Genomic DNA, 20,832 nt, shown 5'->3' with positions numbered 1-20,832 from the left:
TCGGCAAAACGTAAATGGTTGATAGATTCCATAATATTTAATCAATTCTTAAAATTTCTAAAAGTCGAATGATTTTATACTGGACTTAAATAGAGTTATATGATTTTACAATAAAATAGGAAAAAACTATGCACTGGTTTTCATCTTTTACCTTAACAATAGCCTCTGTATTATTAACAAATCTTCCCGGAATTGCCGCAGAATCAATTCTTGTCCCGTTGGGAAAAACAAGCATTTCTATCTCCATTGATTCCTTAGAAAATTATGCCCAAAAAGGCACAATTAATTCCCAACAATCCTTGGCGACCTATCTACAACTATTAAATCCCGAACAAAAACAAACCCTAATCCGACTATTGAAAATTCGTTATACTAATCAATATATTTCTATTCAACCTTTTTTTAATTCTCCTTTAATCTTAGCCTTTTTAAGCTATTTGGGAAATATTATTCAAACCCAATCTGGTGATAATGGAGTAGAAGCAATTCAGACTAGCTTAATTGAGGTTGCTAATATCCCTAATGGTTTTACCATTATAGATGTGATGCGTCGGTTTCCTAGTCCAGAAATTCGTTTAGATGTTGAACAAATATTAGACATTTTAACTCGGATTTTTACTTTAGTTCAGCAAACTCAGGCCGTCACAAAATCTTTAGAAGTCTTATCAAATATCGAAGCTAAACAAGCTGATTTTACCGATTTTAGTCAAAAACAAGATTTACGGAAACCAGGAACATTTAAGAGTATTAAAAAAACCATAACAGTCAATAATCCCGAAAACAATCGGAACTTCGAGGTTGATATTTATTTACCTGATACTTCAAATTCTTCAGATCAAATCTATCCTGTGATTGTTATTTCCCATGGGTTAGCTTCTGATCGTTCTCGCTTTGAAAGTTTAGCTCGACATCTCAACTCCTATGGTTTTGCTGTGGCGGTTCCCCAACATCCAGGTAGTGATTATCAACAATTTCAATCCTTACTTAAAGGGGAAGTAAAAGACCTATTTGAACCCGAACAATTTATTGATCGACCCCAGGATATAACCGCCTTACTGAATCATCTTGAAAAACTCAATCCCAGTAATTTCAATAATCAATTAGATTTAAAAAATGTGGGCGTAACTGGTCATTCTTTAGGAGGATATACGGCTTTGGTTTTAGCAGGAGCTACCCTTGATTTTACCCAATTAAAAACCATCTGTAAACAGTCAGATATTCCCTTGAATCCTTCGGTTTTTCTTCAGTGTCGAGCTTTAGAACTTCCTGATAATAACTATAAACTCAAAGATTCAAGAGTCAAAGCTATTTTTGTATTAAATCCAGTGAATAGTATTATTTTGGGAAAATCGGGTTTAAGTGAAATCAAAATTCCCGTTTTTATCACAGCAAGTACCGGAGATTTTCTCACTCCTGCATTATCAGAACAGTTGCAAGCTTTTACTTGGTTAACCACCCCCAATAAATATTTAATGATGCAAAATCATGCAACTCATTTTTACGATATTACTTCAGAAAATACCTCTGAATTCTCTAAACTCCCTGAATTTGTTCCTCCCACCTCTAAAATTAGTCGAGAGTATATTAAAGCCCTAAGTACGGCATTCTTTAACACCTATTTAACTCAAAATGCTCAATATAAACCCTATCTGAACGCGGCTTATATTCAAACCATTAGCGATCGGGCTTATCCTTTGAGTTTAATTCAATCCCTAACTCCCAATCAATTAACTAATGCCATTAATGGGATAACTTCCGATAAAAATTAATCAATTAAATCTCAAAAAGGTTGACATAATTTGATTTTTAATGGTATTGTAAATAATAATCATATAATTCCCCTTTAGTTTTATGTTAAAACCTATTAAAAATCTCCATGACTATCAACCAAATAAAAACAATAAAAGGATTCAGTCTCTCTCGACCCGACTGATTAAAATTGGCTTAGGAATACTATCGGGTTTAATCGCCACAACCTCCTCAGCAATAGCCGCCGAACAAATTGCAGTTCGGTATAGTATTGGTACGATCTTGATTTCCATTAAAGACTTAGCCACATTTGCTCAAGGGGGAGAAATCTCTCCTGTTCTATCAATTCCTGAAACAATTCTTAGCCCTGAAGATGTAGAAAAACTGCGTCAACTTTTAGTTACTCCCATGACAGCCAGCCCTTGGAGTATTCAACAATTTAATGACACCCCTACGGGGACTGTAATTCTAACTCGCTTTGGCAATTTTATTCAAACCGATAATGGTGAAAATGGTTTAAATTCTTTAAAAACGGCTATTAATCAAGCCTCTAAACTTCCTGGTGGTTTAACTTTACTCGGTATTTTAGAAAATTTCCCGGGTAAAAGAATAGAAATCGACCTTAATTTTGGTCGGCAAGTAATTCAAGATTTATCTCAAATTATTTATGAAGATCAATCTATTATTAATTGGATTAGACAACAGGCTCAAGCTGAAATCAATAATCCAGCCCTGCAAAATCGGCCAATGAATTTGAGAAATCCTGGTACAACTGAATGGAAAAAAGAATCCTTGACCTTTCAAAATCCTCGACGAAATCAGCCTTCTCCCGTTGATATTTATATCCCCCAAATTTCAACTCCAGCCCCTGTAATTGTGATTTCCCATGGTTTAGGTTCCGACCGAACAACCTTCAAATATTTAGCGGAACATTTAGCCTCCCATGGCTATTTTGTTGCGGTTCCAGAACATTTAGAAACCAGTGCTGATGGCTTGGCTAATTTCTTACAGGGAAACGCTCAACCTCCTGGTGCAGACGCATTTGTTGATCGTCCTTTAGATATTACTTATGTACTTAATTTATTAGAAGAAAAAGCAAAAAAATCCGCATTTCCTAGCGATTTACTCTCAGATAATGTGGGGGTTATCGGTCAATCCTATGGCGGTTATACGGCTTTAGCGGTGGGGGGAGCGACCTTTAATACCAACAGAATTAATCAAGAGTGTGCTAAGGTTGCAGACCAACAACTTACTCTAAATATTTCGGTTTTACTGCAATGTCAAGCCACTTCTATTGCTAATAAAGGTTATGATCTTCAGGATAAACGGGTGAAAGCGGTGATTGCTGTGAATCCAATTACCAGTGTGGTATTTGGACAAGAAGGCATGAGTAAAATTCAAATTCCCGTGTTAATGATTGGAGGAAGTGATGATTATGTAGCCCCGGCTGTTAGTGAACAAATTTATCCCTTTTCTTGGTTAACTAGCCCTAACAAATACTTAATGTTATTAGAGAAAGGAACCCATTTTTCCTTCTTAGCGTCAGGGGAATCTGTAATTCCTGTCCCGGATCAAATTATCGGCCCAAATCCCGAATTAGCCTTTCCCTTTTTAAAAGCAATCAGTTTAGTATTTTTTAATAGTTATATTCGAGGTCAAGCCGAATATTTACCCTATTTGAATGCTGGTTATATCCAGAGAGTTGAAACCTCTCCTTTTAGTTTGACAATTGTTAATTCTTTAACCCAGGAAAATATTCAAGAAGCAATTCGCAAAGTTCGCAAATAGTTATAAAAATTGTATCATCAACTTACATCAACCCATTATTAAACTTCAACATGATTCAGCCGATTTACAATCCTCCTTTTACCCTAAAAAATGGCTTTTTAATGACTATTTATGCAGCATTAAGAGCTAGTCGCAGTTGGGAAAAAAGTATTGACTTACCAGAACCTCCCTATCAAGAAACTGTGTTTTTAGGGGCCGTAGGCGTTCCAATTTATGGGATTGTGGCAATTCCTGAAAACCCAAGAGGAACAATTATTTCCACCTATGGAATTACTGGCACTTTAGACAATCAATGGTTTTTAAGAATTTGGGGAAGAAAAGCCTTTGCTGCGGGTTACGCTGTGGTTTTATTTGATTGGAGAGCCCATGGAAAAACCGCCGAATTATCTCCGACTTTAACCTCCGATGGTTTATATGAAGGGGAAGATTTTGTTAGAATTGCGGCTCAATCTAAATTAATGGGTTGTCCGGCTCCTTTTTGGTTTACGGGTTATTCTTTAGGGGGACAATTAGCATTATGGGGGGTTAAAACGGCTCAAACTGTCAATCAATGGGGAACAGATTTAGACCTAAAAGATTCCGATATTGCTGGAGGCGCAGTAATTTGTCCTAGTTTAGATTCAACTCGTTCCTTATCTTATTTAGTCCAACATTCCTGGGGAAAATATTTAGAAAGAGCTATTACGAAAGAACTCAAAAAATTAGCCAGAAACCTTTATCAACATCATCCCAATGATATTGATCCAGAGGCGATTAAACGGGCAAATTCAATCTGGGGATTTGATAATGAATTAGTGATTGGACGCTTAGGATTTAAGAGTGTGGAAGCCTATTATGAAGCCAGTAGTGGGTTACAGTTAATTCCTAAACTTAGGAAACCCACGTTAATTTTATATGCCGAGGATGATCCTCTATTTGATCCAACTATTATTCCCGATTTAAAAGCAGCTAGTCATCAGAATCCAGCCATTAATTTAGTATCAACAAATTATGGGGGTCATGTCGGTTATATTAGTAGTAAAATTTGCCAAAATCAATTTAATGACCCTGACCGATGGTGGGCTTGGAATCGGATTTTGGATTGGCTTGATCAACAGGAAAAATCAAAAGATAACTCATATAGCAGGGAACAGGGAACAGGGAACACCGGAGGAAAAGACTTCACCGTCTAGCTTTGCTACATCACTCTTTGTCCTAATAGGTCTGGCGACTGCTATAATATCAAAGTTGATTGGGTTCATATTATTATGAAATAAATAGGCTAAAATTAAAATAATTGAGGAAGTAAAATCAATGGTACAAACCCCATCTAAAATTATCACTGTAGCAGAGTTTCTGAAACAACCCGAAACGAAACCTGCTAGTGAATATATTGAAGGTAAAATCATCCAAAAATCCATGCCCCAAGGAAAACATAGTACAATTCAAGGTGAACTTGTTACCGCCATTAACGCTATTTTAAAACCTGCCAAAATTGCCCGCGCATTTCCCGAACTGCGCTGTACTTTTGAGGAACGTTCAATTGTTCCCGATGTTTCTGTTTTTACTTGGGATAGAATTCCTCGTGATCATAATAGTGCAATTGCCAATAGTTTTCTAATCGCACCCGACTGGATGATTGAAATTTTATCACCGGATCAAAGTCCAACAAAAGTGATTAAAAAAATTCTCTATTGTCTGAATTATCAAACTCAAATGGCTTGGTTAATTGATCCCGAAGAACAATCTATCTTTGTTTATCACTCCCAACAACAAACAGAAGTCTTTGATCAACCCGAATCACCAATATCTGTTCCCCCATTTGCCACGGATATTAAACTAACAGTTGGCGAGTTATTCGGTTGGCTTTTAGAATAAAAAAGATTATAGATTGTTAATAAATATTCAAAAATATGCCAATTAACCCTAAAAATACTCTAAAATTTAATAAGGTAAATTGCCGACAGGAGAATTAGATTCTAAAAACAATTGTCATCAATTGTTGACGATTGGCGAACCAAACAGTCAGCTAATGGGGAAAACTAGGAACCTGAACTGTTCAGCAACAGCTATATTAATATATTGAACAATCTTGACCGTGCATACCGATTAAGATGACTAACCACCAATACTCAAAAGTTTAACGGAAACAACTATGGGAAAACCGACCGGATTCTTAGAATATCTACGGGAGTTACCGTCTGAACTCGCCCCCCTTGACCGGGTTCATAACTGGGATGAGTTCCATCTGCCCATGGAGGACGACAAACTACGCACCCAAGCCGCCCGGTGTATGGACTGCGGCACCCCGTTTTGTCATACGGGAACGATTATTAGTGGCATGGCTAGTGGTTGTCCGATCAATAATCTGATCCCGGAATGGAATGATTTAATCTATCGGGGACTGTGGAAAGAGGCCCTAGACCGTCTGCACAAAACCAATAATTTCCCCGAATTTACGGGTCGGGTTTGTCCGGCACCTTGCGAGGGTTCCTGCGTTTTGGGCATTCATAACCCTCCGGTGACGATTAAAAATATTGAATGTTCGATTATTGATAAGGGTTGGGAGGAGGGTTGGATAACTCCTGAACCTCCAGCCAAACGCACCGGGAAAAAAGTCGCGGTGATTGGTTCTGGCCCGGCGGGATTATCGGCGGCGGCCCAACTGAATAAAGCGGGTCATTGGGTTACGGTTTTTGAACGGGCTGATCGTCCAGGGGGCCTGTTAATGTACGGTATCCCGAACATGAAGCTGGATAAGGAACAGGTGGTATTGCGGCGTCTGAAGGTCTTAGAAGACGAGGGCGTTAAGTTTATTTGCAATACGGAAGTGGGTAAGGACTTTCCCGCCGAAAATCTGTTAAAAGAGTTTGATTCGGTACTTTTATGTACGGGAGCGACAAAACCCCGGGATCTACCCATTGAAGGGCGCGACCTCAAGGGGATTCATTTTGCCATGGAGTTCCTCACGGCTAATACCCAGGCGGTTTTAAATAAGCAACCCGGCAGTGATTTTATCTCGGCCCAAGGTAAAGATGTGGTGATTATTGGCGGGGGAGATACGGGGACGGACTGCGTAGGGACGTCTATTCGTCACGGTTGCAATACGGTGGTGCAGTTGGAGATTTTGCCCCAACCGCCCTCGGAACGGGCTGCTAATAATCCTTGGCCGGAGTGGCCGAAGGTTTATAAAATGGATTATGGCCAGGAGGAAGCCGCAGCTAAATTTGGCTCTGATCCTCGTGTTTATCTAACTACTGCAACTAAGTTTGAAGGGGATGAAAATGGTAATGTAAAAGCTATTCATACCGTTGAGGTAGAATGGGCGAAAAATGAACAGGGCCAGTTTATTCCTAAGCATATTCCTGGCACGGAAAAGGTGACTCCAACGCAGTTAGTATTATTGGCGATGGGATTTCTGGGGCCGGAACAACCGTTATTGGACAGTTTGGGTTTAGAACGGGATGGCCGCAGTAATGTTAAAGCCGAACACGGGAAGTATGCTACCAGTATTCCTGGGGTGTTTGCGGCGGGTGATTGTCGTCGGGGCCAAAGCCTTGTGGTTTGGGCGTTTAATGAAGGTCGTGGCGCCGCCCGGGAATGTGATTTGTATTTGATGGGACAGACGGATTTGCCTTAATTTGTTGTTAGAAATCTCTCCTGTTTTCCACCTAGATTAGATCCACCAAAGCCCCCCTTAATTAAGCGGGGGCTATTTCGTGCTTGGTTGTAAATTGTATGACCTAACCCCCCAGATTATTCGGCGGTTGAAACCGGGTCTACACAGACAAAACCCGCCGTCGCGGGTTGTGAGCCGTTGGATTTCTCATCTGTCCGCGAAGGCGGACATCGTTTGTGTAGTCGCGAATTTCATTCGCCGGATACTTCTTCGCTGTAATGTGTAGCGGTATATTTAATCTGACTTATTTCATGTTATCATAAAATCACTTCTATATAATAATAAAAAAACCGAGTGTCACAAAACCTTATATGAAATCTTCTCGATTCCAAAAACTGATCGACTATCTGCGTCCCCATAAAAAACCTACAATATTAGGAGTTGTGGCGTTATTTCTTGTTAATGCTTTAGGGGTTTATATTCCAATTTTAATTAGGGATATTATTAATGAACTTCAAGTAGCGATTAACTTTGATACTGTACAAACTCAAGTGTTTTGGATTTTTATTTTAGCCTCGATTATGTGGGTTATTCGGATGATCTCCCGCACTCTAATTTTTGGGGTCGGTCGTCAAGTTGAATTTGATTTAAAACAAAAGATTTTTAATCATTTATTAACCCTAGAATCTTCCTATTTTTCGGAAAGTACCGTTGGAGACTTAATTAATCGCGCTACCAGTGATGTTGATAATATCCGCCGTTTATTAGGTTTTGCGGTTTTGAGTATTGCAAATACCATCTTTGCCTATGGTTTAACCCTTCCAGTGATGTTAGCCATTAACTTCCGCTTGACTTTATTATCCATTTCTGTTTATCCCTTCATGTTGATTTTAGTGCAGGTTTTTAGTACGAAACTCAGAGATCAACAAATGAAAGTTCAGGAAAAACTATCAAATATTAGTGATCTGATTCAAGAGGATATGAGTGGAATTTCTTTAATTAAGATTTACGCTCAGGAAGAAAATGAACGCCGAGCCTTTGCTCAGAATAACCAACAGTTATTTTATGCTAACTTGGATTTAGCTAAAACCCGAAATATTTTGTTCCCAATTTTAGGTGGAATTGCCAGTTTAAGTTTTTTGATTTTATTGGGAATTGGGGATGAATTTATTGCCAATGGAGAACTAAGTATTGGTGATTTTGTAGCGTTAATTTTATATGTGGAACGTTTAGTATTTCCCACGGCTTTATTAGGATTTACGATTACAGCCTATCAACGGGGAGAAGTTAGTATTGATCGAATTGAAGCAATTTTAAGTGTTGAACCTCAGATTAAAGATCCCTTAGAACCCTTACCTTTGCCAACTCCGGTTCAAGGATGGTTAAGTGCATTTAATCTGAGTTATACCTACCCCAGAAGCAAAATTCCAGCCCTGAATGATGTTAATTTTATGATTAAACCAGGGGAAACTGTTGCCATTGTTGGCCAGATTGGTTCTGGAAAATCAACTTTAGCTAATGCTATTCCTCGGTTATTAGATATTAAAATAGATCAATTATTTGTAGATGGTCAGGATATTACTCAATTAAAGTTATTAGATTTAAGAAGTGCGATCGCTTATGTTCCTCAAGAGAGTTTTTTGTTTAGTACCAACATTAAAAATAATATTGCTTATGGTGACCCAATAGCAGAACAATCGGAAATTGAAATAGTAGCTAAAATTGCTAAGATTCATGAGGAAATTTTGAATTTTCCTAAACAATATGAAACCCTAGTCGGAGAACGGGGAATTACCCTATCCGGTGGACAACGACAACGAACCGCCCTAGCCAGAGCTTTATTAGTAGATGCACCAATTTTGATTTTGGATGATGCTCTTTCGAGTGTGGATAATCAAACCGCTACGGAAATTTTACAGAATTTAAAAGTCGGAATTCAAAGAAAAACCGTTGTTTTTATCTCCCATCAAATGTCTGCGGCGGCTATGGCAGATCGGATTTTGGTGATGGAAAAAGGCAGCATTATTCAAACCGGAACCCATAGTGAATTAGTCGCCACCAAAGGACTCTATCAAACCCTATGGAATCAACACAAATTAGAGGAATTATTGGTTTAATTCGGGTAAGTTAGGGAGGGGATAAATTTTAGAGACAAAACCCCTAAAATAAAACATTATAACCTCGGCACAGATCGATCTATATTTATTATGATCAGATGACCTTGTTCTGTTTTAGAAAAATTCGACATAATACAGAAAGCACAATATTCTGTCATGCTCCTAAAAATCCATGAACCTCGTTGATTATCTTCGCATTAGTTTAATTGACCGTTGCAACTTTCGGTGTCAATATTGTATGCCCGAAGGCACGGAAATTAATTACATCCTACAACAGAATTTATTAACTTTGGATGAACTCCTAACCCTGTTACAAGAGGTATTTATCCCGGTTGGATTTACTCGATTTCGCTTAACTGGAGGTGAACCTTTATTGCGTCTTGGGGTGGTGGAATTGGTGAAACAAATTAATGCTTTTCCTGAAACCAAAGATGTGGCAATGACAACAAATGGTTTTTTATTAGCAGAAATGGCAGAGGATTTATATAATGCTGGACTGCGACGGATTAATATTAGTTTAGATTCCCTTGATGCTGATATTTTTGATCAAATTATCGGCAACCGAGGACGCAGCCGATGGCAACAGGTTTGGGCAGGAATACAAGCAGCCTATCAAGTGGGTTTTAATCCCTTAAAATTAAATGTCGTGGTCATTCCTGGGGTGAATGATCATGAAGTTTTGGATTTAGCAAAATTAACCATAGAACGACAATGGCACGTTAGATTTATTGAATTTATGCCCATTGGAAATAACGATTTATTTGTCGATCGCGGTTGGATTTCTTCAGAACAATTACGCCAACAAATTCGCGAAAAATGGGGTTTAGAAGCCTCACAGGTGAAGGGAAACGGCCCTGCGGATGTATTTCAAATACCGGGAGCGCAGGGAACATTAGGATTTATTAGTCAGATGTCTGAATGTTTTTGCGATCGCTGTAACCGCATGAGATTCTCCGCCGATGGTTGGTTGCGGCCTTGTTTATTAAATGAAACCGGACAAATCGACTTAAAAACTCCTCTGCGTCAGGGTGCGACGTTTGAGGAGTTAAGAGAAAAGGTAAGTAACCTATTAGGAATTAAACCCGATATTAATTTTAAACAACGGGACTCTGGTACAACGGGAAATTATGCCCGTACCATGTCCCAAATTGGAGGATAGCAACCTGAATAATAAGCAGGTGGGGTACGTTATTTTTAGTCGATAACGCCCCACATAAAATAGAACGGTGAGGAACTCTTAGGCTTGACGAGAATAAAATTCAACCACTAACAGTTCATTAATTTGTAAAGCCACCCATTCCCGTTCAATGACGCTATTTACCTTTGCAGTTAATTGTTCTTTGTCCAACTCCAGATGGCCAGGAATATTGGCTAAACCGGGATATTGTAAATTGGCTTTCACCAGTTCACGGGATTTTTCGGTATTTCTAACACCAATTAATTCCCCAGGTCTGCATTGATAGCTAGGAATATTGACACGACTACCATTAACGGTAACATGACCATGGCTGACTAACTGACGAGCCGCTGGAATTGTGGGGGCCATTCCTAAACGGAAAATGGTATTATCCAAACGCATTTCCAAGGTTTGCAGCAACACTTGACCCGTGGAACCGGCGGCGCGGCGAGCTTTACGGACATAACGCAATAACTGACGCTCGGAAACCCCGTAGTTATAGCGCAGTTTTTGTTTTTCTTCTAACCGAACCGCGTATTCTGAACGTTTACGACGGGCTTGGCCGTGTTGTCCAGGGGGATAGGCCTTTCTGGGGGATTTCCGAGTTAATCCAGGTAAATCGCCCAAACGACGAACGATTCTCAGACGGGGGCCTCTATATCGAGCCATCTAACTTTTTCTCCGCATAAAATTTTTTGCACCAACCTTTTATTATACTATGTATTCCCCCTGATTGATCTGGTTTTTGAGTAATGGCCCGAATCCGGCTTGCTGAAAATGAGTATCGGCAGTTAGTGCATCAGTCATTCCTCGATTCGGCATAACGATAAATGACAGACAATCGACTAAACCCCATTCTTTATCTTTTCGCTGTTTAAACAAACTAATCAATTTTCTCCGACCAATCTGGATTGCCTTGTAGTTGTAAAGATTGAGCGGTTTCAAAAAATGTTTTTTGGGTTTTTTCTTGGGGTAATATAGTTTCAACAATAATTCTCACCCTTGTACCTACATCCAGATTTAAGGGAGATTCCAGTTGCAGGGATTTACCATCAAATATGGCATTAATTTCTTGAATCATAATAATTAAGATGAGGGGCAATACTTTAAAATCACTAACCAGTCGCGCCATCATCTCATATCCTTTCACTATGTCATTTAGGGTGCGTTCGCGATTAATATAGGCGTGACAGCCAAGCATTTGTTCGTGAAAAGTGACAATTGATACGGCAAAATCTGATAATGGGTAGTGAGCCATGCGTGTTGAAAGGTTGCTATAATCCTTCCCAGTTTGACGTTGAAGAATACTCAGATGGTCTGTATCCAATAAATATTTCATAGCTCGTCTTCGCATTCAATTACAGACTCATCACCTTGACGAATTGCTTGTCCTAATGCCAGCACCTCCTCAAAGGCTGGTTCATCTTTGAAAGACCCCGTAATTTGTTGTAGCCAATTTGTCGATTGAGGATTTGCCACTTGTTTCTGCAATTCCGTAATTGCTGCTTCTACTGCTGCTATTCGTTCTTCTAAAGAGGTGTTGATTGCCATTTTAATTTCTCCTAATTTGACCATTCAATTTTAAAGAGACGAATCTGGATTGCCTTGTAGCTGTAAAGATTGAGCGGTTTCAAGAAATGTTTTTGGGCGTTGTTCTTGAGGTAATATCGTTTCAATAATAATTCTCACCCTTGTACCTATATCCAGATTTAAGGGAGATTCCAGTTGCAGATATTTACCATCAAATATGGCATTAATTTCTTGAATCATAATAATTAAAATGCTCTCAAACCAGTTTTTTAATGATTTAGATTAATCCTATAATAGCATTTTTTAGAGAAGCATATCGCGGATTTCGGGTAACACCACAACCCAATGCCGAAACCGGGTTTCTTGATTAAGTCTGGGTTAGGATGCAGAAACTAATGCAGAAACCCGGTTTCTGGGTTGATTTTAAAGGCAGGTAGCAAGAGCTTGTTGGAGGGGTTCTGATAACTCTATGGCCATAAAATAACGACTGGGATATAAGTAGTCTTCTCCAGATTCATCTATGACGCGAATCATTTGATAATTGTTGGCTTTAGGGTCGGGTAAAACTTGATAAATTTTGCGAATTTCTAAGGAAGCTGAATAATCTGTGTTATTGATGCAAACGACAAATTGCATAATCTTTACTCCAAAATATATTTGATCTTGAATTCTTTTTGACCGATTCCCTGGGCTTCATACCAGTGAATTTCTGCTGTACACACTGTCCCATCTTCGAGTTGAATAGTGGCGATACCTTTTAGCTTGCGCCAGCGTCCAGAGCCATAGTTTTTTTGCAATCGGTCGAGTTCTCGAATTGAGCGATTAATGGCAATAATTTCAATGTCATAAATTTCTCCTAAAATTTCAAAGTTCAATTGATTTTTACTCCCAAAGTTTTACTCTTTCTGGATTTCTAGGTTGGCGAAGTGTTCTTGTACGAGGCGATGGATGAAGCGGTAGCGGTTGCCGACTCGTTGTAAGATCAGGCGTTCTGTGCAGTAATCGAGAAAGCGGGTGATGTTCCAAGGCATTTGACCGCTGAGTTGAAGCATTAAGCGCAATACAATATATTGTATACAAGGTATGAGAGCAAATAAACTAAATATCATTCCAACTGTAGTTCCATTAACGACTACAGTGTGGAGTGGAAAAAATCCAAGGAGATAACCAGAAAATATTGAAAGAAATCCAAAAAAGAAGAGAAATATAGAATTTATGATTGATTCGTGAAAGGCTCGTAAGGAGTTAACTTTGTTTTTTGTTCTCTTTAATGATTTCTCGTCATCTCTAAAAATACCGATCATTAGTTCGCAAGACAAAGAAACAGCAATCAGGCAGAAAAAGGAAAATTTAAACCCAGCACTATTTCCAACCGCAAGCCACCAAAGTAGAGCAAAAGGGATAATAATACACAAAGAAATTTGACCTTTTCTAATGATTTTTTTGCCTGAATTGAACTCAACAAATTGAATATTCTCTGTAAGATACTGACTGCCAAAATAATTTGATATCAAGACAATGTATCGAAGGGTCATATTTTTCCCGCTCTCCAAAGGGCAAAAACTTCCGTTTTGTCACCTCCTGCCAAGTCGAAAGCTCCAAAATCACCGGAATTGGGGCATCGCTATCACCTTCTGCCCGCTCAATCAAGGCTTCCGCTAACTCTAATAATGTCGTGGTTTTCCCGCCTCCCAGTTTTCCCAAAATCAGAAATTTTGTGGCTTGGCTGGCAATTTTTTCTAGGTTGTCGTGGGTTTTGCCTTGGTTTTGAAGGGCTGCTAGGGTGATGACGGCTGCGATCGCTTTTCCTACTGCTTTAGTTAAATCTTGATTCTGCAATGATATGCGATCGCCATCTTTCCGATCAATTAAGGCATCAATAGCATTAGCAGTGTTCCCAGCGGCAACACTGGCTAAAGCAGTCGCCAAGATTGTCCCCCAAACGATCCCATCGGCTGCCAGGAGTGGCGGAAATGCCAAGCCACCGACCATGCACCCAGTACCAATAGTTAATTTAAGGAGCGATCGCGTAACACCCATATACCCTTCATGCTGACATTGTTTGATTTCTAGGATAGACGATCTATAGAACGAGAAAAAGAATCACGCTGCATTCACGCCAGGGAGTGTTAAAGATGATCAACGGTCAACGGTCAACTGCTAACCCATGATATCATTGTGCAAAACTTGAAATGGCTATGAATCCTTCTATTGTGATGTTTTCTGGATTAAAACAAGCACTTCTGACCCACCTCCCAGGACACCACCGTTGGTTATCCGTAGTGGCGACGGTGAGTTTGTTTCCGTTGTTTGTTTCCGTTACCCCGGCTGAGGCGTTTCCTTCCTTTGTATTAATTCGCCGACAGGACTATAGAAACTGCACCCAACAGTTAGTTACGGCCGGGTTATCGGTGGAGTTAGCAACTCAAGGCTGTGGAATGGCATCACGGCCCCGGAATATGGGATATTGTGTCACCCAAATGCAGAGAAATGTGGCGGCTCTACCCGTAGAACAAATATTATCCGGTTGTCTACAGGTTCGACGTCCCGATGAATTAGCAAATTGTGTGGTTAATATTAACAGAAATACCAGTGCATCTGATCCGTTAAATGTTCTGGATAGTTGCCGTCGGAGTGTATTACCGGAAACCTTTTCCAATTGCGTTGTTGGGATGAACCAAGCTAGTACAAATTTAGGAGTTGATCAACTCTTAAAAACCTGTTTAAATCCTCCTGAAAATGTTGTGAAATTAGAGCCGGAAAATTCTATTGATTTGCAACTGAATACACCCAATCAGTAGTTATAGCAGGGAACAGGGAACAGGGAACAGGGGGAAAATACTTCACCGTCTGGGTTCCAATATCCGTCTGGTGTCCTAACTGCCTTGGCGGTTGCTATAAAAAAACCGTAGAGACGAGCCACAGCGCGTCTCTACCCGATAGGATATTTAGAACAGGATAATATCATCAGGATTTAAGGTTGTTACTCCCGTAACGCCCTCCAATTTAGCCAGAATCCGAGAATCATTCCCGGTTAAATTATTGCCATTACCATCATAAATTAAGTAGGTATCCTTACCACTATCAAAGGCAAATAGACCTGGGCTATTTCCCGATAGAACATTCGTTGAAAGATTGGTTTGTACCGTTAGCAGAATATTACCAATACCCGCAATTAAACTGGTGGATAAACCAATTTGATCGCCCCCAACCTGACCTAAACCCTCAAAATTGTTAATAGAATCATATAAACTACTACCAATTTGAGCATTAATTCCCGTCCCCACCGCATTAAACCCGATACCGCCCCCATCCAGGGAGTCCGTATAAATAAACAGGTCTTTTTCTCCAACACTCCCAATTAAACTATCCCGTCCTAAACCGCCCTGAATTGTATCGTTGCCAATTCCACCCTGAAGTGTATCGTTTCCAGTTCCTCCCGATAAACTATCATTCCCAGCATCTCCTCGCAGGGTATCATTGCCATCCAAACCGCTTAGGGTATCATTGCCACCCAGACCATTGAGGTTATCGCTAAAAACACCTCCGGTGAAGGAGTTGGGGTTATTATCAGCAACGGGTAAGAGGTCAATTGTAATATTAGCCGTAGCCGTTCCCCCTTGACCATCACTAATAATATAGTTGAAGGTATCTAACCCCGTCGTATTTCCCAAACGGGTGTACTGAACTAAGGAACCCGCTTGAGTGACCAAACCCTGGGCTTTGGCTGGATTATCCACCGAGGTCAAGGTGAGAACCCCTCCATCGGGGTCACTATCATTATCCAGGGGAGAAATAGCGAATTGGATACTATTGTTCGTGAAAATTGGGCCATCATTAACCGCAATCGGAGGATCATTAATCTCCGTGATACTAATAGTTAGGGTTTGACTCACCGCCGGATTTTGACCATCACTGACACTATAGAGAAATACCCCCGCCGCCCCGCTAATATTGGGTTTGGGAACAAATTCTAACTGAGTAATTTCAGCACTGGTTAAGGTTTGACCAATAATAATCGAGTTAGTTTGACCCGTAATTCTGACAATTCCCTTATTACTATCAGGAATATTATTAACAGTAATAATTAACGGATCATTATCGGGATCAATCGGGGCCACAATCCCTAAATTAGTGATTACATCTTCATTAATATTAACCGTTGTATTCCCTTGAACAATCGGAGGACGATTTATGCCAGCAAAATCATTCACATCAAGGGTTGTCACCCCATTCACATTATCTAATTTAGCTAAAATTCGAGAATCATTTCCCGTGGTATTATCGCCATTTCCATCATAAATTAGGTAAGTGCTACTACCATCATTAAAGGCAAATAGACCTGGATTTGTACCGGGAATCACATCCCCTGTAATATTAGTTTGTACGGCTGTTCCAATACTCGCAAAAGAGGCAATTACCGTTGTAGCAAAACTAATTCGATCTCCAACCGGAGCCCCTAACCCTTCAAAGTCGGTAATTGTATCATATAAATTACTGCCAATTCGGGATTTAACCTCAGTATTAGAACCAGCATTAAACCCAGATCCTCCGCCGTCATTCGCGCTATCATAGCGGAATTGGTCATTTCCGGCATTTCCCGTCATACTATCGGTGGCTAAACCTGCGTTCAGGGTATCGTCTCCAATACCACCCTGTAACAAATCCGTTCCACTTCCTCCCAGGAGTAAATCATTCCCCCCATCTCCTCGGAGGGAATCTTTCCCGTCCAGACCGCTGAGGGTATCATCTCCTCCTAGACCATTGAGGTTATCGCCAAAACTGCCTCCGGCGATTGAATTGGGGTTATTATCAGCAACGGGTAAAAGGTTAATCGTAATGGTGGAATTACTGGTACCTCCCTTCCCATCACTAATACTGTAGTTGAAACTATCTGGCCCGGTCGCATTTCCTAAACGGGTGTACTGAACTAAGGAACCCGCTTGAGTGACTAACCCCTGGGCTGTGGCGGGATTATCCACCGAGGTCAAGGTGAGAATATCTCCATCGGGGTCAGTATCATTATCTAAAGGAGAAATAGCGAATTGGATGCTATTGTTGGCAAAAATTGGGCCGTCGGGAACCGCCACCGGAGGTTGATTTAGAGCAATTACGGTAATGGTACTAGCTGCGGTATTACTATTGTTAGTTCCATCATTCACCTTCACCTCTACTGTCCGGGTAGTGGTATTCGGAGGATTGGCCGTATTGTTATAGATAATTTGTCCGATCGCCGTTTGATAAGCACTAATCGCAGCATTCCCGGTTAGGGTTAAAACGCCTGTAGTGCTGTTGTAACTACTGGCTGTAATCCCCACAGGTAACACACCATTAACCGATAAACTTTCCGCACTGCCATTCAGGGGGTTAGTTAAGGTGATGGTAGCTGACTCAGCGTTGGGATTATCAGGATCGGTAATCACAATATTAGTGGCATTGGCGATCGCAATGGCCGGCTGTCCCTGGGAAAAGGTTACTTGAGTATTATTTCCCGCTTGACTACCATTTAAGTCTAGGGTTGGGGGTTGATTGGGATTAACAGTAATATTGACCGTCGCGCTACTGGTGCCGCCATTTCCATCACTAATAGTATAGAGGAAACTAGCTGGCCCAGTATGGTTAGGGGCGGGAGTAAATAGAACATTACTATTATTTAAAGTCACCGTACCTTGCACGGGATCACTTACTTGAGTAATAGTTAACGGATCATTATCGGGATCGGTATCATTGGCTAATAGGGTTGAAGATGCGATCGTCAAGAGTACATTTTGCGTCCCCACCACACTATCATTTACCGCAATCGGTGGCTGGTTGGGTTGATTAATGGTAATCGTACTCGTCGTTTGTTGCGGGCCACCACTGCCCGTATTTCCTAGATCCGTTGTTACCACTTGCAGGGTTGCTGAGGTGGTAAAGGGTGAGGGTTGTATAAAGGTTAAACCATTAATAGCGGTATTAATATTATCAACTTGACCAACTAAGGTAATAGTTGTAGTTCCATCCCCAGAAATTGCGACATTATCCGGGGTTGTACCCAAGGTTAGGATTCCGGTACTAGCGGTTAAAGTAACCTGTACAGGATTAACGCCAGCATCAGGATCACTAATAGAAATTTGATTCCCAGCAGCTTGACTAAATAAAATCGGTTGGCTACCGTTGGCATTTTGTGACCCGGGAACCGTATTTACAGGAGGATCATTAACCGCATCCACTGTAATCGTGCTAATCGGAATATTACTACTATCTTGGCGATCGGTAACAACAACATTAATTACCCGATTTTGAGTATTGGGATTTTGGGAACTATTGCTATAAACCAGTTGAGAAAGTGCCGTTTCATAACTGGCAATTGGGGCAGTTCCAGTTAGGAGAATAATTCCCGTTGCTGGGTCATAATTTCCGGCGGTAATACCACTGGGCAAGCTTCCCAGGATAGATAACCCTTCAATTTCACCATCAGGAATATTGGTTAAAGTAATAGTAGCAGAGGTAAGATCGGTATCATCAGTATCAATAATACTGACACTTCCAGTAATCGCAATGGGAGTTGTTCCTTCAACAAAAACCGTACTGTAATTATTCCCAGGTTGGGAACTGCTGAGATCCAAAATAGGAGGAACATTAACCGATACTACGTTAACTGTAACGGTTGCGGTTCCTGTTGCTCCGTTATCATCTCGGATTTTATATTCAAAACTATCAAAACCGGAAAAGTTTTGATCAGGAATATAAGTAATTGATCTTGCACTTCGATTTAAGCTGGCTGTCCCATTGGCAGGTTCTGTAATTCCAGTGATGGTGAGCAGCCCAACTCCCGTATCATTAGCAGTGATGGTACTATTGGGAATCTCCAACAGAGTATTCTGTAAACCCGATACTGTGTCATTCTCCATCGCTAAAATTGCCGGAGTTGGAGGTTCAACAGGGGGAGGTGTGGGTTGAGATGGAGTTGGCGGTGGTGGTGTAGTCGGTGAGGTAGTAGGTGGGGTAGTGGGCGGCGGGGTTGGCGTTGTTGGTGTCGGAGTTGGTGAGGTTGTTGGTGTCGGAGTTGGTGAGGTTGTTGGTGTCGGAGTTGGTGAGGTTGTTGGTGTCGGAGTTGGTGAGGTTGTTGGTGTCGGAGTTGGTGAGGTTGTCGGTGTCGGAGTTGGTGAGGTTGTTGGTGTGGGGGGTGTTGTCGGAGGAAGGGGAATAATAGGGTCAATAACAAAGTTAGATTCGCTTAAAATACTGGCATTAACTCCCTGTAAGACGGCTAAAAATTCACCTGTATTTTTATCTTTAATAATTGTATTACTGGAATTAGAGGCTTGACCTTGGGAAATTTGCAGATCTTGAAATGTCAGTCCTCCAGATAACCCAATTTTATCGTTTGTCGTAAAATCCGTAACAATATCCGCTAATTCAACGCTAGTGCCGCCCGTAGTTCCGGTAATAAAACTACCGCCATTAGGAGCTTGAGTAATCACATAACCAAGAACAAAAATATCATCTCCCGCGCCCCCTGTGAGGGTATCTAATCCAGCTTCCCCGGCTAATAAATCATTCCCAGCATCACCGGAGAGGAAATCCCGACCGTTACCGCCATTGAGAATATCTTCCCCGGCACCTCCATATAAATTATCGGCTCCATTATCTCCATTCAGGACATCATCCCCGGCATTCCCAAATAGTTGATCATTATCATCCCCGCCAGAAAGGGTATCATTTCCCAAATCTCCATAGAGAACATCCGCCCCAAGACCGCCGACTAAACTATCATCATCTCCGCCACCAAAAAGTTGATCATTGCCAGCATCTCCACTCAGGAAGTCCTGACCGGAATTACCATATAAAATATCGTCTCCATCTCCTCCAGTAACACTATCGTTACCAATATCACCCGATACCGTATCATTGCCTTTATCCCCATAGATGAGGTCATCTTCCCCCCCGCCTCCGATACTATCATTGCCTTGGCCACCATACAAACTATCGGCTCCGGCTCCACCATTCAATGTATCATTATCTCTATCCCCAAAAGCCAGATCATTCCCGGCATCCCCAAAGATTAAATCATCTCCTTGACCTCCGCGTAGACAATCATCCTCTGAGCCTCCGATAATGGCATCATTGCCTTCATTACCATTAATTTGATCCTGTCCAGCATCTCCTTGGAGGAGGTCATTCCCTCCTAATCCAAAGATACTGTCATTCCCTGCTAATCCAGAAATCGTGTCATTTTGACTACTACCAATAATGGTGTCATCTGCCTCTGTCCCTGTCCCCGCACCCTGAATCCGAATTGGTTCGAGTTTGGGGCTGGGGGTAGGTGTGGGACTGGTGGTAGGCGTGGGAATGGGGGTTGATGTAGGACTAGGAGTAGCTGTGGGATTAGGTGTAGTTGTGGGACTAGGTGTGGCTATAGGACTGGGAGTGGCTGTGGGTGCAGGGGTTACGGGACTAAATCCATCGGGAGTAAAAATCAAACTTCCGGCTGGCCCGGTTTTAACAGTTCCGGTTGTTTGACCATTCAGGGTTTGAAATTGACCAGTTTCTGTTTCAGCTAAATAAACAGGTGTATTAGTTTCAATAGATATTGCTTGTACAACAGGTGTATCGGGTACAAATACGACCCCCCCTGTTGCACCGGGTAAGGTAGTTCCGATGCCATTAGAAAGGGGAACAAAAGACTGAACATTTGCTGGAAAAGTCTCAAATCTTCCTTGAATTCCTGATGAAAAAATTAATACTGAATTTCCCGTATTGTACAGGCTATTACTAGGAGAAATTCTTAAGGATAAATTGGCGGGAATTGTATTGATAATAGAACTTGTCATAATCAGAATCCTTTGCTGGGAATAGGGATATTAATGTTAAATTTGTAGTAAGCCCTT

General features: G+C 40.9%; 17 protein-coding genes. 8 read left to right on the top strand and 9 right to left on the bottom strand.

Annotated elements, in window-relative coordinates; translation table 11 throughout:
- Positions 1-128: 128 nt before the first annotated feature.
- The 7 genes from NMG88_RS06310 (at position 129) to moaA (ending at position 10,411) form a co-directional block, all read left to right on the top strand.
- Positions 129-1,769: an alpha/beta hydrolase gene (locus NMG88_RS06310; protein ID WP_042152772.1), complete on the top strand. Its 1,641-nt coding sequence runs from the start codon at positions 129-131 to the stop codon at positions 1,767-1,769.
- An 82-nt stretch (positions 1,770-1,851) separates the two neighbouring features.
- Complete coding sequence (locus tag NMG88_RS06305) at positions 1,852-3,537, top strand: alpha/beta hydrolase (protein ID WP_052369386.1); 1,686 nt, start codon at positions 1,852-1,854, stop codon at positions 3,535-3,537.
- Positions 3,538-3,587: 50 nt separating this feature from the next.
- The gene (locus tag NMG88_RS06300; protein WP_042152769.1) at positions 3,588-4,709 is read left to right on the top strand and encodes a YheT family hydrolase; all 1,122 of its coding nucleotides are present in this window, start codon (positions 3,588-3,590) and stop codon (positions 4,707-4,709) included.
- A 121-nt stretch (positions 4,710-4,830) separates the two neighbouring features.
- Entirely contained in the window at positions 4,831-5,394 is a 564-nt protein-coding gene (locus NMG88_RS06295; RefSeq protein WP_042152765.1) for a Uma2 family endonuclease, read from the top strand.
- 277 nt (positions 5,395-5,671) lie between these two features.
- Positions 5,672-7,156 (top strand): glutamate synthase small subunit, encoded by a 1,485-nt coding sequence (gene gltD, locus NMG88_RS06290; protein WP_227366104.1) that lies wholly within the window; start codon positions 5,672-5,674, stop codon positions 7,154-7,156.
- Between the two features lie 350 nt (positions 7,157-7,506).
- Positions 7,507-9,252 (top strand): ABC transporter ATP-binding protein, encoded by a 1,746-nt coding sequence (locus NMG88_RS06285; protein WP_227366106.1) that lies wholly within the window; start codon positions 7,507-7,509, stop codon positions 9,250-9,252.
- Between the two features lie 172 nt (positions 9,253-9,424).
- Positions 9,425-10,411 carry a GTP 3',8-cyclase MoaA gene (gene moaA / locus NMG88_RS06280; RefSeq protein WP_254035218.1) on the top strand — a complete coding sequence of 329 codons (987 nt, stop codon included), beginning with the start codon at positions 9,425-9,427 and terminating at the stop codon, positions 10,409-10,411.
- A 78-nt stretch (positions 10,412-10,489) separates the two neighbouring features.
- On the opposite strand, the gene rpsD is transcribed toward moaA, so the two are convergent.
- From rpsD to NMG88_RS06240, 8 genes are all read right to left on the bottom strand, one after another.
- On the bottom strand, positions 10,490-11,098 hold the full coding sequence (gene rpsD, locus NMG88_RS06275; RefSeq protein ID WP_042152756.1) for a 30S ribosomal protein S4: 609 nt from the start codon (positions 11,096-11,098) through the stop codon (positions 10,490-10,492).
- Between the two features lie 214 nt (positions 11,099-11,312).
- Positions 11,313-11,768 carry a PIN domain-containing protein gene (locus NMG88_RS06270; protein WP_254035217.1) on the bottom strand — a complete coding sequence of 152 codons (456 nt, stop codon included), beginning with the start codon at positions 11,766-11,768 and terminating at the stop codon, positions 11,313-11,315.
- Positions 11,765-11,980 (bottom strand): hypothetical protein, encoded by a 216-nt coding sequence (locus NMG88_RS06265; protein WP_254035216.1) that lies wholly within the window; start codon positions 11,978-11,980, stop codon positions 11,765-11,767. The genes NMG88_RS06270 and NMG88_RS06265 overlap by 4 nt, the downstream gene beginning before the upstream one ends.
- 30 nt (positions 11,981-12,010) lie before the next feature.
- A complete protein-coding gene (locus NMG88_RS06260; protein WP_227397615.1) occupies positions 12,011-12,199 on the bottom strand; it encodes a hypothetical protein in 189 nt (62 codons plus the stop codon).
- 183 nt (positions 12,200-12,382) lie between these two features.
- Positions 12,383-12,595, bottom strand: coding sequence for a hypothetical protein (locus tag NMG88_RS06255; RefSeq protein WP_227397614.1), 213 nt, complete (start codon positions 12,593-12,595; stop codon positions 12,383-12,385).
- A 5-nt stretch (positions 12,596-12,600) separates the two neighbouring features.
- Positions 12,601-12,834 (bottom strand): hypothetical protein, encoded by a 234-nt coding sequence (locus NMG88_RS06250; protein WP_227397613.1) that lies wholly within the window; start codon positions 12,832-12,834, stop codon positions 12,601-12,603.
- A gap of 21 nt (positions 12,835-12,855) precedes the next feature.
- The gene (locus NMG88_RS06245; RefSeq protein WP_235751172.1) at positions 12,856-13,494 is read right to left on the bottom strand and encodes a hypothetical protein; all 639 of its coding nucleotides are present in this window, start codon (positions 13,492-13,494) and stop codon (positions 12,856-12,858) included.
- Positions 13,418-13,999 carry a hypothetical protein gene (locus NMG88_RS06240; protein ID WP_313653550.1) on the bottom strand — a complete coding sequence of 194 codons (582 nt, stop codon included), beginning with the start codon at positions 13,997-13,999 and terminating at the stop codon, positions 13,418-13,420. The genes NMG88_RS06245 and NMG88_RS06240 overlap by 77 nt, the downstream gene beginning before the upstream one ends.
- A 158-nt stretch (positions 14,000-14,157) precedes the next feature.
- Between NMG88_RS06240 and NMG88_RS06235 the strand changes: the two genes are divergently transcribed.
- A complete protein-coding gene (locus NMG88_RS06235; protein ID WP_158442877.1) occupies positions 14,158-14,760 on the top strand; it encodes a hypothetical protein in 603 nt (200 codons plus the stop codon).
- Between the two features lie 147 nt (positions 14,761-14,907).
- Here NMG88_RS06235 and NMG88_RS06230 read toward each other — a convergent pair whose 3' ends face one another.
- A complete protein-coding gene (locus tag NMG88_RS06230) occupies positions 14,908-20,775 on the bottom strand; it encodes a beta strand repeat-containing protein (RefSeq protein WP_278047052.1) in 5,868 nt (1,955 codons plus the stop codon).
- Positions 20,776-20,832 lie beyond the last annotated feature (57 nt).

The organism is Planktothrix agardhii, from assembly GCF_904830935.1.
GTDB lineage: Bacteria > Cyanobacteriota > Cyanobacteriia > Cyanobacteriales > Microcoleaceae > Planktothrix > Planktothrix agardhii.
This window is presented reverse-complemented; position numbering and strand designations above follow the sequence as displayed.